Origin of the sequence: Fulvitalea axinellae (assembly GCF_036492835.1) — a bacterium.
GTDB lineage: Bacteria > Bacteroidota > Bacteroidia > Cytophagales > Cyclobacteriaceae > Fulvitalea > Fulvitalea axinellae.
This window is the reverse complement of the sequence record NZ_AP025319.1, coordinates 132,610-148,356: the sequence shown is the minus strand read 5'-3', so window position 1 is coordinate 148,356 and position 15,747 is coordinate 132,610. Positions and strand designations below refer to the sequence as shown.

The 15,747-nt window shown below is 42.2% G+C and carries 11 protein-coding genes; 2 read left to right on the top strand and 9 right to left on the bottom strand.

Annotated elements, in window-relative coordinates; all coding sequences use genetic code 11:
* Window positions 1-4: 4 nt before the first annotated feature.
* From AABK39_RS24920 to AABK39_RS24900, 5 genes are all read right to left on the bottom strand, one after another.
* On the bottom strand, window positions 5-1,048 hold the full coding sequence (locus tag AABK39_RS24920) for a serine hydrolase domain-containing protein (RefSeq protein ID WP_338395758.1): 1,044 nt from the start codon (window positions 1,046-1,048) through the stop codon (window positions 5-7).
* 113 nt (window positions 1,049-1,161) lie between these two features.
* Window positions 1,162-3,945 (bottom strand): hypothetical protein, encoded by a 2,784-nt coding sequence (locus tag AABK39_RS24915; protein ID WP_338395757.1) that lies wholly within the window; start codon window positions 3,943-3,945, stop codon window positions 1,162-1,164.
* A gap of 183 nt (window positions 3,946-4,128) precedes the next feature.
* Window positions 4,129-5,238 carry an AAA family ATPase gene (locus tag AABK39_RS24910; protein ID WP_338395756.1) on the bottom strand — a complete coding sequence of 370 codons (1,110 nt, stop codon included), beginning with the start codon at window positions 5,236-5,238 and terminating at the stop codon, window positions 4,129-4,131.
* Window positions 5,239-5,325: 87 nt separating this feature from the next.
* Window positions 5,326-6,591: a vWA domain-containing protein gene (locus AABK39_RS24905; protein WP_338395755.1), complete on the bottom strand. Its 1,266-nt coding sequence runs from the start codon at window positions 6,589-6,591 to the stop codon at window positions 5,326-5,328.
* A gap of 460 nt (window positions 6,592-7,051) precedes the next feature.
* Complete coding sequence (locus tag AABK39_RS24900) at window positions 7,052-7,741, bottom strand: haloacid dehalogenase type II (RefSeq protein WP_421825179.1); 690 nt, start codon at window positions 7,739-7,741, stop codon at window positions 7,052-7,054.
* 213 nt (window positions 7,742-7,954) lie between these two features.
* Here AABK39_RS24900 and AABK39_RS24895 point away from each other — a divergent pair, with 213 nt between their 5' ends.
* Window positions 7,955-8,827, top strand: coding sequence for an AraC family transcriptional regulator (locus AABK39_RS24895; protein ID WP_338395753.1), 873 nt, complete (start codon window positions 7,955-7,957; stop codon window positions 8,825-8,827).
* Between the two features lie 8 nt (window positions 8,828-8,835).
* Here the strand turns inward: AABK39_RS24895 and AABK39_RS24890 are convergent, their stop codons facing one another.
* Together AABK39_RS24890 and AABK39_RS24885 are read right to left on the bottom strand one after the other, a co-directional pair.
* The gene (locus AABK39_RS24890; protein ID WP_338395752.1) at window positions 8,836-9,831 is read right to left on the bottom strand and encodes an isoaspartyl peptidase/L-asparaginase family protein; all 996 of its coding nucleotides are present in this window, start codon (window positions 9,829-9,831) and stop codon (window positions 8,836-8,838) included.
* Window positions 9,832-9,969: 138 nt separating this feature from the next.
* A complete protein-coding gene (locus AABK39_RS24885; protein WP_338395751.1) occupies window positions 9,970-11,115 on the bottom strand; it encodes an MFS transporter in 1,146 nt (381 codons plus the stop codon).
* Between the two features lie 404 nt (window positions 11,116-11,519).
* On the opposite strand from AABK39_RS24885, the gene AABK39_RS24880 reads away from it, so the two are divergent.
* Complete coding sequence (locus tag AABK39_RS24880; RefSeq protein WP_338395750.1) at window positions 11,520-12,422, top strand: Rpn family recombination-promoting nuclease/putative transposase; 903 nt, start codon at window positions 11,520-11,522, stop codon at window positions 12,420-12,422.
* A 79-nt stretch (window positions 12,423-12,501) separates the two neighbouring features.
* Here the strand turns inward: AABK39_RS24880 and AABK39_RS24875 are convergent, their stop codons facing one another.
* Both AABK39_RS24875 and AABK39_RS24870 read right to left on the bottom strand, forming a co-directional pair.
* On the bottom strand, window positions 12,502-13,929 hold the full coding sequence (locus AABK39_RS24875; protein ID WP_338395749.1) for a sulfatase-like hydrolase/transferase: 1,428 nt from the start codon (window positions 13,927-13,929) through the stop codon (window positions 12,502-12,504).
* 170 nt (window positions 13,930-14,099) lie between these two features.
* Complete coding sequence (locus tag AABK39_RS24870; RefSeq protein ID WP_338395748.1) at window positions 14,100-15,569, bottom strand: sulfatase-like hydrolase/transferase; 1,470 nt, start codon at window positions 15,567-15,569, stop codon at window positions 14,100-14,102.
* Window positions 15,570-15,747: the final 178 nt, after the last annotated feature.

Here is a 15,747-nt window from a genome sequence, read left to right as displayed (position 1 = left end):
CCGATTATTCAATAATACTTTCACTTTTTAACAATTCCATTAATTCGGTATGTACCTTGAATGTCTTTTTAAAATCATCAAGACTCCTCACTCTATTGCCAAGCACTACCAAACTCATTCCCTTTTTCGGATAATAATAACAAGCCGAAACAAAACCCGGCGCATAGCCCAAGGCTCCGATTTCCATCATAGACTCCCCTTCTTTAAAGAGTAACCCATAGCCGTATTCTACCTTGTCAAAAATCGGGTGGTCTCTAGTCGCATACCGGGTTGCCATTAGTTTTAAAGTTTTATCGCTCACTATATTTCCAGTATGAAGAGCCGTATTCCAGATACATAAATCCTCTGTGTTGGAGATAAAGGACCCCGCCGCCGCATAATTAGCCAAGCTATTTTTCGCCAAATCAAACTTTCCGTTATTCGAAATCTCATAGCCTTTGACTAGACCCTTATAAGGCTTATTGTCAGGGTGGACAGTGCTTCTCATCCCTAATTCGGAAAAGAGAGTGGTGGATAATTCAAGAAATGAATCGCCCGAAACCTTCTCGGTAATCCTAGCCAAAAGGCTATAACCCAATTGGGAATATTGGAATTTGGAACCCGGCTCGAATTCCAATTCTTTACCTAAAGCCTTAATCCCATGAGTGTGGGTAAGCAGATGATGGACAGTTACCTTACTTGCCCAACCCTGCTTTAACTCAGGGAGGTATTTGTTGATTTTGTCATCGAGATCTATATTCCCCTTTTCATATTCCCGCATTACCAATACGGCGGTAACCTGTTTACTAACAGAACCTATAACGAACTGGTCGTTCTCCTTTAGCGAAACTCTATTTTCAAAATCCGAATAGCCAAAGGCCTTTTTATAAATTTCCAAAGACCCCAACCGTATTTGAATTACACCATTGAATCCATTCGCATTGGCTATAGAAGATATTTTCGATTTTAATTGTTCCTTGCCTTCTAATTGTGATTGACAGTAAGAATAAGGAAGTTGACATATCAAGAAAAACACTAAAACAATAGCACCCACGCTAAGATTTTTCATTTAGCCGTCCGTTTATACTACATTTAAATCGAATACTCTCGGTATCGTCAATAAAACCAACGCTAAAAGTACAATTCTAGCGTATATATACCAACCTCCCTTCGAATCGTCTATCAATTAAAATTATCTGATATTGGTAGGCTTTCCCATTCTTCTGGATTCTCTACTCCGCCTTTAATGTCAAAGCACTCAAGTTTTTTCAGTTTATGTAAGCTTTCAGGTAACCTAATTTTACTTTCTGTAAAAAATGATATTTTTCTAAGCATTTCCATATTACCAAAATTATCAGGAAGAGACTGTAAGCCCGGAGCCATAAGCCTGAAAACACTGAGGCGCTTAAGGGAACAAATATTATCTGGCAATTCCTTTACGTCAGGACGAAAAGATACATCCAACTCTTTAAGTCCCGAATGTTCGCCTACAGCCTCAGGCAAGCCGAATGGCGCATATAACTTCAAGCGTTTCAGCTCTCCCTTAAGCTCTGGTTTTTGTAATATGGCCTCTATTTCATTTGGACGTAAAGCATGATTAAAACTTACGTAGTGTGGTCGTCTCTCCAACTCTGGAAATAAGTATTTTTCGATGATTTCCATTCTAGTGGATGTGTCATCACAGTATCTCAAAACCTCAGTCCAAAACTTTCTATTTCGACGATAAAAAGCCAAGCATATTTTCCCTAACAATTCTGTAGACAACTTTCTACTAAGATCCCAAAAAGGGCTATATCTCAAGTCAAAACGTACATTCATGGAAAGAAACTTTGCCGCATCCTCAGATATCTTCCCTTTTAAAAATGTTTTATACCTACTTCTAAGCTTCTTATCATCACTCACTTTGGCCACCACGAGACAATCGCCTTCAAGTTCTTCGGGCAACCCTCCGTTTTTAAACATTTCCAAGGCCAAAGCTTCTGATTCTGGGTTGCATGAATGGAGCATATCCCTAAGATTCTCTATATGAGATTCGGGCAATTCCGTCTCTTGTAAAAACTTAGGGCTATGCTTTTCCAAGTATTCGTTTATAACCAGCTCATCCACGAAAAAGGCTCCGGGCTTAGGTTGTGTTTTCCACTCTGTCTTTTTCCCTAAAACAATAAAGTCCGCATGTTCGGCTTTAAGCGTAACCGCCATTCCTATAGCTTTTAAATCATTTTTTATAGCTGTTTTGGCACCGAATGTCTTCCCTAAAACAGATACCTTTTTCCCTTTCAATTCCTCTGGACTTATCTCGGAAAAACACCGGGAACCCGGATTAAGATACTTAAGGTTTTTGCTTATTAAATGAAATATTGAGTCGTGAGTTGTAGAAAAAAGCTTTAGGGTATTCTCCAAAACACCTTCTGTAGGCTCAGAAAAACGCCAAGCTTCAAATAACCAGAAACCAAAAGCGTAACACTCTTCAGCTGAAAGATTGCTTAAATCCTTAAAGTCATAGCTAAAATAACTTCTACCCGTTTGGACATAGTCACAGTATACCTGAGGACAGTCACTAAACTTCATCCAATACAGTTTAGTAGCCTTCATTAAGGCTGGGTCGATACGTATTAGGTTAATACATTTCCCTAAATCAAACCGATTTAGAGCAGGAAGATTTCCTCCATCCCACTCTATTTCTTTTAATTTCGGTAAGTTTCCAATCTCTATTTTTTTTAAACTCGGATATACTTTATTGATTTCAATATTCTCAAGTCCCGGGACATTTTCGACATTTAGTTCCTTCAAGCCAGCCGGAAAGTGTTCGAGCTTACATTCTACTTTATTGTTCGAGATTGATAATATCTCTAAAGAAGGGTTTTGAATTATATTGATATTAACACCTGATTGCCCGCCGTTCAGCTCTAAATATTGCAGGTTTTTCCAAATGGAAAAATCCATTTCCTTACCTTTTGAGAATACCTGCCCTCTATAAGAAAGAATATTAGACGCTTTCAAATTGGAAATATCATCACGGCATTCTGGCCAATCAGAAACTTCCAAGCTCTCCAGCTTTTCCAGCGATCCCATTTTACTGAAAAGTTCAGGAGCGGGAACCGCTAAATACTTTATTTTTTTTATTGAGGGTACGTTCATCTCAGGCATCACCCGAACAGGACAATGGGCCAAACTAAAATCTGTAAGGCCTGACCAATTTAGCTTATCAGGTAAAATTAACTCTCCAGCTTTCCCCCCAACCCTTGCGATGCTCACATTCTGAATATCAGTAGCAGAAGTTAATCTTTCCGGTATTTTTCCTAGATATGGTAAATCACTGATTTCAAGATTTTCAAGTTTTGAAAAATATATATTATCAGGAATATCCGACAAACTTCCACCAGTGATCTCAAGGCTTTTTAGATTTGATAAATTCCCGAAACTCTCCGGGAACACGTCCAACTTATCAACCCCTAGCCTTAAATTTTTGAGGTTTTGAATCTGTCCGATTGCTTCTATATTCGGAACTTTATCTGCCGTTATATTAAGGCTTTTTAGGTTTTTAAGTCTGCCCAAAGACTTTCCTAAATTGACGCAATCACCCTTCACTTCTAATGTTTCTAAAGATTCTATTCCGTTTATATAATCGGACAAATCGATGTCGCCATTACAAATTAATCTCAGGTGTTTAAGCTTATGCCTGCTTACCGATTCGGGCAAACTTTTTGGAGACTCGCCTCCATTAATATCAAGAAATTCTAATTCTGGAATGATTCGCAACCACATATCCAGATACTTATGCGTATCGAAAGACTTTCTAAAAGCACTACGCCCGAATTCAAATTCTATAGCCCTAATTTGTCGATACCTTCCAGTCTCTACATGTAAATGCTCTTCTTTATATGGTTTTGTTACGATAATCCCATTTATCTCTGGGTCTCCGCCATAATAGTATAGCCACGTATATTTATAATCGGTAATTCTCATTAATGCTTCTTATTGGTTTGTACAAAGGAAAAGTTTAGAATCTCGGAACAACTTTTCCCTTCTTCGGAATTGAGAAACATGCTTCATTCACATTTTTCTCGCTCATAAAAAAGTGTCTGAAAAGACATCCTTAGGTGTTAGGTTTACCCTGAGACACTAACCTAATAACAATGGATTATAAGACTACATTTTCTGAAGTAACATCATGCTAATTTCCGGATCAGCCATAACCATCTTCAATGAAGCGTTCTTGGAATTTGTCAAATCCTGAAGCATTGTAAGGCGTATATCGTTTGGCAAGTAATCGATTTTAATAAAGTCCTGAAGGTTCTTTAGTTGCGTAGCGTTCAGCTTTGTATTATTAAGAGTCAGGTAATTGACAACCCTAGTGCATAGCGTAGCGATAATATCCACCCTTAAGGTTTCTTTTTTCACCATTTCGCTTAAGCCCGTATACACTTTCTGCTTAAAGTTTTTTGCATTTAATATCTCTTCCGGAGATATCAACTTAGATAAGTTTTGGCTTACAAAAGTCATAAAGCTGGCAACTGTAGTCTCGTCAAGGCAGGAGTCAGCCAATGTCTGCACTAAACCAAGATGATCCTCCAGCTTGTCAATATTCGAAATCGAATCAAAAAATTGGACTAATGTACGGGGTGTAGTTCGGTTGCCTTCTACGATTTCGGGATATGTAAGAACGAAATTGATTCCTCTTTCATCCACGCCAGCTGCCTCAGCCCAAAGCGCCCAGTCTTTTGGCTCAAAACGCATGGTAATATGCATCATACGCGTCAGCATGGCGTCATCCATTGGCGTAACTGAATAATCCCCACCGTCAGGATTAGCTGTTAGAATAATCTGCCAACCTTCGGGGAGTGTCCAACTGACCAATTCAAAATTTTGGAGCAACTGCATTATACCTCGCAATATCCGGTCATCGGCTCGGTTTACGTCATCAATCAGCAATACGCCCGGTCCCGGTTCTGTAGGAACCCATTCGGGTGCTCGGAAAATGGTTTTTCCATTTTCAATTACCGGCATTCCGATCAGATCTCCCATTTCCTCGAACTGTGCGGGAGCTATATAAGCCCATTTATATCCGTTTTTTCGAGCAACCTGCTCCACTATTTCCGTTTTACCAATTCCGTGTCGTCCCCATATACATACCGGTGTTTTCTTTTTCCCGGCCATTTCGCTCCTAATATTGGATTCGAGTATATGTTCCACAAATTCTACAACTTCTTTGGCTCTCGTATTCGTTCCGTAATAAACGTATTGGTGCTGTTCGCTCATTCTTATTTCCAGTTTTATAAATTCAATCTCAAAAACAGGCTTTCGCTTTCAAAAAATGCTTGTCTTCATTATGTGCTCTTCTGAGCCTCATGCCATTCTTACTTTTCTGCCCTGCAAACCGCTCCATATATCATTGTTGGAATCAATTCCGTTAGTGGTTATCATCCATAAAACGGGACATCGACTGACCGTTGAAGGAATATTCGCCAAACCGTCGGTAAAATATACCAGTGCGTCCGGCCGATAGCTCTCATTCGCAAATCGAATAGGTTCGTTAAAATCGGTTCCCCCTCGCCCGCTGATATATTCCGGCGCTTTCCCCGAATAAGAGTAAGTATTATGAATATGCGTATCGCACTCCACTACTAATATCTCGGCCCCCTGTCGCCAAATATGATAAACCTCCGCAAAAAACTTCCGCAATTCATCATTCGACACACTACCCGAAGTATCCACCGCTATAAGTAGTTTTTGCTTTCTTTTTACTTTTATCCCTGGAGTAGTACCAAACCGTTTGGATGGTCGCCGTATTGTATTTTTAATATATGTCCTAGTGCTTGAAGCTGCGAATATTCTTAATGCCCTACGCCAATCAAGGTTCGGTTTCAGGGATTCCAAAAGCGTATCCAGATAAACCTTTAATCCCGCCGGTAGATTCCCTATCCCCCTAGGCCCAACCCTTTGGGCCGTACGCTGTATAGCCTCATTGATATAGCGATCCATTATCCGCCTTTCGGCCTCAGTCATTTCTTCTATTTCTTTCCAAAAACGATGACTCCCAACCATCTTTCCCTCTTCATTCGTCAGGTCTTCCGGCACTATTGGAATGGGAAGGCCTTTCTCTTCCATTTCGTTCTTATCTTCTTCGGATAATTGTACGGGAGAGGGGTTAGACTCCAAGAACTTTTTAAGTATTCTATAATAATACTTAACACTCATTTCGGGCTCCAGTGTTAAGCCAAAGCGTTTTTCCAAAAACCAGAAACTTTCTAGCGTGATTCCACCTTCCGGTAACTGTCTCTTTTCTATGTATTGATTCACAACCATGTCTGCGGCAATATTAAATAGCCTAGGATTCGAATACTCCGGCATCATGGTCAAGTGTTTTAAAACTATGTGCAACACCTCATGCTTAATCAGTCCGTAACGGTGTTCCGGATTTGTCAGACTTTTCCAAAAGCCTTCATTTACCATGAGTTTTATAGTCTTATTTTGTCTGTTGGCTCCTACGGCCGCAGTGGGTGTCGCTTCTGTTACTTCTTTAACTAATCCAGAAAAAAAATGCCCGTAGAAAGGCTCTTTAAGAATCAACTTCACGCTCGTTTTCGAGACTTCTTCAAGTATATTTGTCATTCCTGTCGGGATCCTAATAAATATAACTATACGAACTCAGGTCATATTATTCATTCCAAAAAACGAAGAAGATTACATACGCTTAAATGAACCTGATTCTTATAAGTCGTTTTGAAAAACCAGTAAACTAAAATTTCAGAACAGGTATTATGACGCAAGAAAAAGAAAATTCCCCCACTTTTCGTCACGGTTTATAGGGTTTTGCCATTTTGTGACTGGTACGAAATAAAAAGCCATATCCTATCCCAAATACTGTTCTAATCACAAACCCACACCTCTATCAAATATATAAACATATTCGTGTTTAAATAAGCAACCCACATCTCCTTCTAACAAAATATTAAAATAATCTAATGTCATTTCATAAATAAAAAATACCAACCTCACAAACTAAGGTTAGCGTTTAAGAATTAATTGAATCTTATACAAAGATTATAGCCTCACGGCCCTTAACTTTCACTCAATTTAGTTTTCGGTACTCGGACAACATCCTACCTATCTTCGTCAACCCATCGGTTGTAAGTGTATAACTAATCTCCCACGGATCCATTTTATTTCTTTCGTTACGCTGAATCCAGATACTATTCATTCCGTATTTGACAGACCCCAAAACATCAAATGGATTACTCGAAACCAGCCATGTGTCTCTCGACTTCGAGTCTGTTACATTATTAAAGTGTTTATATATCCTAGGGTTAGGCTTAAAGGTCTTTACAGAATCAGCACTTACAACACCATCGAAAAAATATCCCAAACCATTATGTTCCAATAATGATCGAACATCTTTGGGCATACCATTGGAAAAAGCGAAAAGACGATATCCCAATCCTTTTAATGTAGACAGTCCCTCTGCCACCTCCGGGAAAGCCGGTAACGTTTTATATCGGACCATTAGCCCCTGCTTATCCGTTTCCGAAATATCTATTCCAAACTTGTTACAGCAGTAATCCAGAGCTTGACTTGTACATACAGAAAAAGGAACATAATCATCCATCAAACCACGACGAAAAGAATATTCTAATTGTTTGGTTCGCCACTGCTCAGTAAACTCATTAGCTCTACTCCCTATTAATTCACTTACTGCTTCACGTATACCCGAAGTATCTATCAAAGTACCATATACATCAAACGCCAAAGTATATTCCTTCATAACGAAATTTAAAGGATAAATGAAAAACAAACCGATAACAACTGCTATTAGATTCTTTCGAATCATATTGAGCACGTAATATCCTGATTACCACCACCGAATAACGGCAAAACTAAAGAATCTGACAACCGAAATTTTATCATGTAATTTTCCGAGGACGGAATTCATTAGCTACAGAGCCATTTCGATTTATGGAAAACCTATCTTTGCCTTATGCCCAAAGATCGAATCCACAAAAACCTGATACAGCTATATGGCGATTTTAAAATTAAACGCCTTAAGGGGCCTAAGGAAGACTTTCTTTCAAGTCATGCCTTAAAGCCCCACCGTCATGACTACTTCCAGATAATTTGGATTCGTAAAGGGGCCGGTAGCCATTTGCTGGAACAGGAAATATACCCAATCAAAGACAGATGCTTATATCTGATCCTTCCCCACCAAGTACATCATCTAAGATGCGAAGGTGATATAGATGGATATTTAATCGATTTTTCAGATATTTTTCTGGAAAGTGTCCAATATAAAACTGGGCTATTATGCCGTTTGCCCGTACACACATACCTGCGTATCCCAGAATCTGAAGCCTCTCTTTTTTCGGAAGAGTGCGGATTGCTTTATAGATATTTCACAGGAAAAGACTTTTTCGGGAAACCCAAAGTCATGCAGAGTTACCTTCAGATTTTACTAACCAAAATTGAGAACTTTAGACAAAAAGAATCAAATCAAAAAAACGACTTTAGTAGACAGAATTACGATTTACTCGAACGGTTTATTGATTTGGTCGGAACGTATTGCGTTGAACAAAAATACCTGCCGTTTTATACATCAGAGCTAGGCGTATCAACACGAAAACTCTATAATGCCGTTAAAGAAATGACGGGGTTTTCACCCGCCCAGTTTATTGAAAAATACGTTCTTAACGAAGCGGCCAGAATGCTTCAATTTACCCCCCACAGCGTAAAAGAAATAGCAGGGGAATTGGGCTACGCAGACGACTCATATTTTGTGAAAGCATTCAAAAAACATTACCGTCAAACCCCGGCCCAATTCCGAATATCTTACCAAGAGGCAAACAACAGATCTTAACGATGAAATCACTTAAACAATAGAGTCTGAAACGTTCCATTGGATGATTTATAGCCCCTGAACATTCCGCTGGTATTAAAGCTGAAAGCCACTCTCCCGTCTTTATCCAAGCTTACCACTCCTCCTGTACCGCCTAGTTTTCCCATTCGGTTATTAATCACTTGATCAGACGCTGTTTGCAAACCTTCGTTTAAATATTCCATACGGGCCGAAATATCATAAGCTACAGCCGAACGAATGAAATACTCGCCATGACCAGTACAGGATACCGCACATGTTTTGTTATTGGCATAAGTTCCTGCCCCAATTACCGGGGAATCTCCTATTCTCCCAAACTTTTTGTACATCATACCGCCGGTAGATGTTCCCGCAGCCAAGTTTCCGTGTTTATCCAAAGCCACGGCCCCCACAGTTCCGTGTTTGTCGTACGAATCCTTTTTAAGCTTATTACTTTGCTTTACTTTTTTTGCATGGATGCTACTCCAACGCTTCTGCATACGGGGTGTATAAAAGTAAAACGCTGGAACGGTTTCCAAGCCTCTTATTTTCGAAAATTCATCCGCTCCCTTTCCGCTGAGCATCACATGCTCAGAATTTTCCATTACTTGCCAGGCGGCGTCTATCGGGTTCTTAACGCTCGACACTCCCGCCACAGCGCCTGCGTTCAGCGTTTTTCCGTCCATTATGGAAGCATCAAGCGAAGGCACTCCTTCCGAGGTTAGCACCGCGCCTTTACCGGCATTAAATAGCGGTGAGTCTTCCAAAACATTGATTGTCGAGCGGACAGCCTCAAGGCTTGTCCCTCCGTTTTCCAATATTTTATACCCGACATCTAATGCCTCACGCATTTTGTCTTCGTATTGCTTTTTCTTTTCAGGTGTAAAAAACTTCGGCTTTATATTGCCCGCTCCACCATGTATCGCAATAACGAAATTGTTTTTCTTCTGTGCCCACACACTTACGGACAAACATAGAGCAAATATGAGTAATATTATTTTTTTCATATTTATCGATTCGATTACGCAAAGAAAAACCTTAGGTTTGGTTCCAAAATGTTTTTCCTAAAAAAGATAATCCGGATGCATTTTGCAACCATAATTACCGAAAAGCCTTACTATGTCTTTCTGATACATGCCTAGGGGTTAAACAGCTTCTGCTTTCTCCGGATTTGTAACCAATACGGGATCAGGTTTCATAAACTGGGCAAAAACCAACGACACCACCGACAACACGGCCGCGCCCACAAACGGTATCCGCCAATCCAACAACCAAAGGTAACCGCCCAACACCGGCAATACCACCGCCGCAATATGGTTGATCGTAAACCCGACGGCCATAGACGGCGCAATATCCCACTCCTCGGCATGTTTTTGAAAATAGGTTTTAATGCCTATTGAGAAATTAAAGAATACATGGTCAAGCACATACAAGCCCGCCGCTACCCAAGGGCTTTCTACATAGGCATAAGCCAGAAATATCAAAGCCAATGAAACGTATTCAAACGAAAGTGTAATACGCTCTCCAAACCTGTTTATCATTTTGGCTATAAGCGGATTTGTAAAAATTGAAACCAGATTATTTAGCACAAAGAGAGCCGTAATATACACTACCGAGAACTCATATTTCTCAACTAACAGCAATACCGAGAACACCACAAATATTTGGCGACGCGCACCGCTCAAGAAATTCAGCATATAAAAAAGCCAATACTTTTTCTTCAGTATAATTTTTTTCTGTTGGACTACTGCGTTTTCCTGCTTTGGAGTCTTGATATACGCCCATATCGCTCCCAGAATCACGATAGCGCCCAACACGACATAACTGGTCATAAAATCACTAACCTTGGCCAAAAGAAATATCAATCCGCCGACCAAAATATTCGTAATAGCTGTGACGCTCTTTAAATTGGCTAATACATGTGGCGACTCCTTCTTACTGAAATGCTGTAGCGACAATGATTGGTTGGCTGTTTCGAAATAATGAAAACCTACCGACATAATAAAAGTCGTGGCCATCAAGCCCGTAAAACTTGGGAAAAAGCCTGTAAGCAATACGCCCAAGCCCATCAACCCCGTAGCGTAAACGATCAGCCGTTCTTCCCTCATTAGAAACAGAACAAAGATCACGGTAAAGGCCAAAAAACCGGGCACTTCCCGAAAAGATTGGGTGGCGCCGACCAGAAAACCGTTTAGCCCGATCTCGTCTACGGCGAAGTTATTGAAAAGCGTTCTCCATCCCTGAAACCCTGCCGAAACGGCGACGGTTAAAATAAAGAGAAACAGGAACATAGGATTTTTTCGAATTATATCCGAAAATTTGAATGATGACTTCATGTTTTGGTTTGGGTTTGTTGGGTTAATCTGCATTGCGTCCTTTGCTAAGAACGCTTGGGTTTTGGTTTGATTATTTGACGCCTTTCGTTGTGTTAGAGCGTAGTGACTCGCAAATGTCGTTAACATATTTATGGAAAGGGGGCAAACATCCGCATATTTATGGTAATATTCGGCAAGTACAGTTCGGGCAACTTACAAATGTTAAGTCACATAGTCCATTATCAATACTCACAAGGTCAATTCATCCTGTATTCGCAAAAATCAAATACAACACAGTTTCCCTCCTCTAAACCGTCCTTCATTCTCCCTTGCAAATAAACCGATCCAACCGTAAATTTGCTTTACCAAACGACACCCCCATGCGCGAAAGATACCTCAACCCCTACACCGATTTCGGATTCAAGAAAATCTTCGGCGAGGAAGTCAACAAAGACCTCCTGATCGACTTTCTCAACCACTTGATTCCGGACCTAGACAGCCCCATAGAGGATCTCCAGTACCAAAAGACCGAGCATCTGCCCCGGTTCGAGGAAAAACGCCGTGCCATATTCGATCTGCACTGCCAGACAGAGAGCGGTGATCGCTTTATAGTCGAGATCCAACGCGCCAAACAAGAGCACTTCCGTGACAGGAGCCTCTTTTACTCTACCTTCCCCATCCAGGACCAATCTGAGCGGGGTAAGCGATGGAACTTTGAACTACAGCGTGTCTATACGATCTCATTACTTGATTTTATAATCGAAGAAAGCGAAAAACACAAGGACGTCTATATCCAAGACCACCAGATCAAAAACCAGTTCAACGAAATCGCCAACCCAAAATTACGGATGATTTATGTTGAAATGCCTAAATTCAGAAAAGGCATCCATGAACTGGAAACGCATATGGACAAGTGGCTGTACGTTCTCAAAAACATGGCAGCGCTGGAAGACCGCCCCAAAGAACTACAAGAACGAATTTTCCAAAAAATATTCGAGGTAGCCGAAATAGGTAAACTGGACCCTAAAGAATACAACGTTTACCAAGAAGAACTGAAAGTATACTGGGACCTTAACAATGTTATCGACTTCGCCGAAAAAGCGGCGAAAGAGGAAGGACGTATGGAAGGGCGTATGGAGGGACGTATGGAAGGGCGAGAAGAAGGCAGAAGAAATGAAAAAATCGCTATTGCCAAAAACCTTATCTCATTAAACATATCCACCGAACAAATCATTCAGGCTACCGGTCTTTCGGCAAACGACATTGACGCTATGAGGGAGTAAAAGGCCACCCAAACGACAAAAGCGAAGACAGGCAATACCCGTCTCCGCTTTCCAATACTCAACTTTCTCATTATTCCTTTTATTCCTTCCAAATCTGACTCTTAGCCTTCACTTCCACATCCCAAGGCCGTTTAGGGTTCGGTAAATACGAAGGGTCGCTATCTTGCTCGGGAAAAGTCTTGACTACGGCCATCAGAGCCTCAAAACTCTTCCGTCTACCGGTTTCCACACCCAGATTATCAATCAAGTTCCGTTCTTCCCAAGGGTCCTCACGCAAATCGTAGAAAGCCTTCGCTTTTCTATCCGTGCCAATACACAGCTTATAGCGCTTATTCCGCAACACCCTATCGCGATAACGGAAACGGTTTTCCACACCTTTGTCCGTCAGCTTGGCCTGATTCTTTCCACCCATTCCCAATATCCAAGATCGCGGACCGTCCTTCGCCTCACCTTTCAGCACTTTCGCAAACGACCGCCCGTCTATTACGTAGCCTTTCTGCCGACGGGCACCGGCCAATTCCAACAAAGTGGGATAGATGTCGCTAAAATCCACCAAAGTTTCCGTAACGCCCGGCGACATCCTAGCTGGCCAGCTCACTATAAACGGCATGCAGATCCCCGCCTCAATAGTTTTGGCCTTACCCCCACGTACAGCCCGGCCGTTTAATTGACCGACTATTGAACCGCTGGTGCCGTTATCCGCTGTCCAAATTACCACCGTATTCTCACGGACTCCCGCATCTTCCAGCGCTTTCAATACATTCCCCGTGAGTTTATCAGCGTAACGTACCATCGATTTGTGTTTACCGAGCTTGCTGTCGGCTTTCTCATCGGGTGTATCAACGAAAGGCGAATGGGTCAAAGCCATCGGAAAATATGCGAAAAACGGTTTCTCTTTATTTTTCTTGATAAAATCGATAATAAAACCACTATACAGGTCAGGACCGAATTTTCCTTTCTGCGTACCGGAAACACCTTGCCCGAAAACATACGGGTCCTGATACCTTTTGGAGCTTGGCGGATTTCCCGCCTCGTAGCCCGTCCACATAAAGAATTCGTCGAAACCAGACTTGACCATAGCCTCGGGTTCCACCCTAAAATCGTCAATCTGCCACTTGCCGGCTACCGCCGTGGCGTAACCGGCCCTTTTCAGCGCCTTGGCCAAAGACGGATTCTTCCTTTCGTCGTAATGAGCGCCTCCGCCCCAACGCGGCACGTCCCAGTGGTTTATCCAACCATGCCGGAAGGGGTATTGCCCCGTCAGCAAGGTCACTCTTGAAGGCGTACATTGCGGCATGGAATAAGCGTTGGAAAACCGCTTGCCCTGCTCCGCCAAAGCGTCCACATTTGGCGTATTAATACCTTGGGCTCCATAACAGCTCACCCATTCCTTGCCCAAATCGTCCACCAAGATCAAAACGATATTCGGCCGTTCCAATTTCTTTTTCTTCGCGTTGGCCCCGAATCCAAAACACAGAAGCAAAGCCGCCAAAAATGTCTTTTTCATTTTTATAAAGAGTAAAAAAGTATAGACTATTCTATTTATAAATATAAATCTCTGATTTACAATGCAATTCTAATTTCAATACAAAAACTATCACATATGGATCACACCCTGTAGAATAACGAAGTTGGCGCAAGGCTTTCGCCCTGACGCCAACTAATCCAACAACCAAATCAAATACCCGATACTAACTGCGGGTAATACTTATCCAATTTCAACGTATCGCTATTCTCTTTTTGCAACTCTTTCAGAGTACCGTAAAGTCGCCTGATCCTTTTTCTGTATTTGGGTTTTCCCGCCAGATTCACCATCTCGCTTTTGTCTTTCCCAAGATCAAAAAGCTTGACGGTTCCCTTTCCGGGATAAAGAATCAGCTTATACCCGTCGTCGATCACACAACGCTGATTCGCCATAAACGCGCCGTACACCGCATCCAAATTCGACTTGCGCTCACCCCTGATTACCGGCAATACGCTCTTAAACCGCACATAATCCGGCTTGGGGATTCCCGCCACCTCCAGAGCCGTAGGCATAGCGTCCTGCAAGTACATTGGCGTATCGATTTTCTTTCCTTTCGGAATTTTCGGACCCAATATCATAAACGGCACCCGCAGGCTGTGATCGTACATATTTTGTTTCCCCAACAAACCATGGCGCCCAACAGCCAAACCATGGTCGGCCGTAAAAACGATATACGTATTATCCACCTGTCCCGACTCTTCGAGAGCGTCCAAGATTCTGCCCAACTGCTCATCCATATACGTGATCAATGCGTAGTACTCCCGCCGGTTTACTTTGATCGAATATTCGGTCCTCGGAAAGGGGGCCAAGTTCTCGTCGCGCATTTTCCCGTCAGGGAAAAGCGTCTCAAAATCAGGGTATTCCGCCATAAAGTTCTCCGGCGTCTTCACGCCACCTACCGGATAACTGTCCACATAAGATTTGGGCGCTTGCCTCGGGTCATGCGCCGCATTAAAGGCCAAATACATAAAAAACGGTTTTTCGCTTTTGGCCGCCTGCCGGATATATCGCCGGCCCGTATCCGCCAACTTTTCCGTCCAATGCTGTCCGCCTTTCCAAAATCCGCGCTTGCTTTTGTCCCAAGGCAACCACGACGTATCATTCTCATGCTTGGGCCTAAAGTACCCCTCTTTGGTCTGGTTGGGCATTCCGCCACGCACATCGCTCACATGATCGAAAAGATTTTTGGGATTTATACGCTTAACATGCCATTTGCCCGTAAAATAAGTCTCGTACCCGGCCTTTGACATAGTCTTGGACCAAAACGGATAAGTCCGCCATTCTTCCGCCGGAATCACCTCGGCATGCCGTTGCGATTTCCATAAATACATTCCCGTGTTCAGCATCGTCCGGCTGGCCGTACACACTCCCCCTCGCCAAGCGCCCATATTATACGCATGCGTAAATGTTGTCCCTTCCCTAACCAACCGATCCAAATTTGGCGTTCGGATATTTAGATCGCCCAAAGCCTGTACCCCCTCATAAGTCACGTCATCGGCAATAATAAAAAGAAAATTGGGTTTCTTGCCCTGTGCCCGAACCTCGATATCCTGAAAGGTTAAGATCCCCGTCCAGGCCAACAAGCCTACGGCCCGCCGGATAAGTCTCTTTCTTGAAAACATAATCGCGCTATTTTAATCATAAAAATCCACCGGACGCCCAAGCTCCGGAATACCGTGTCAGTTATCAAAAGTCGGCAATACCAAATCTTACATTTTTACAGTATGTATGGGAAAATAACCGAAATGTACAGCGTCTCCATAAAGCCTAGCGTAAAAAAACACCGCAAACATCGGCCGG

Excerpts from the sequence above, each read along its gene's own strand:
- AABK39_RS24890 (WP_338395752.1), bottom strand. The coding sequence starts at position 9,831 with ATGAAAAAAATAATATTACTCATATTTGCTCTATGTTTGTCCGTAAGT.
- AABK39_RS24915 (WP_338395757.1), bottom strand. The coding sequence starts at position 3,945 with ATGAGAATTACCGATTATAAATATACGTGGCTATACTATTATGGCGGA.
- AABK39_RS24875 (WP_338395749.1), bottom strand. The coding sequence starts at position 13,929 with ATGAAAAAGACATTTTTGGCGGCTTTGCTTCTGTGTTTTGGATTCGGG.
- AABK39_RS24920 (WP_338395758.1), bottom strand. The coding sequence starts at position 1,048 with ATGAAAAATCTTAGCGTGGGTGCTATTGTTTTAGTGTTTTTCTTGATA.
- AABK39_RS24895 (WP_338395753.1), top strand. The coding sequence starts at position 7,955 with ATGCCCAAAGATCGAATCCACAAAAACCTGATACAGCTATATGGCGAT.
- AABK39_RS24900 (WP_421825179.1), bottom strand. The coding sequence starts at position 7,741 with ATGAAGGAATATACTTTGGCGTTTGATGTATATGGTACTTTGATAGAT.
- AABK39_RS24885 (WP_338395751.1), bottom strand. The coding sequence starts at position 11,115 with ATGTTCCTGTTTCTCTTTATTTTAACCGTCGCCGTTTCGGCAGGGTTT.
- AABK39_RS24870 (WP_338395748.1), bottom strand. The coding sequence starts at position 15,569 with ATGTTTTCAAGAAAGAGACTTATCCGGCGGGCCGTAGGCTTGTTGGCC.
- AABK39_RS24905 (WP_338395755.1), bottom strand. The coding sequence starts at position 6,591 with ATGACAAATATACTTGAAGAAGTCTCGAAAACGAGCGTGAAGTTGATT.
- AABK39_RS24910 (WP_338395756.1), bottom strand. The coding sequence starts at position 5,238 with ATGAGCGAACAGCACCAATACGTTTATTACGGAACGAATACGAGAGCC.
- AABK39_RS24880 (WP_338395750.1), top strand. The coding sequence starts at position 11,520 with ATGCGCGAAAGATACCTCAACCCCTACACCGATTTCGGATTCAAGAAA.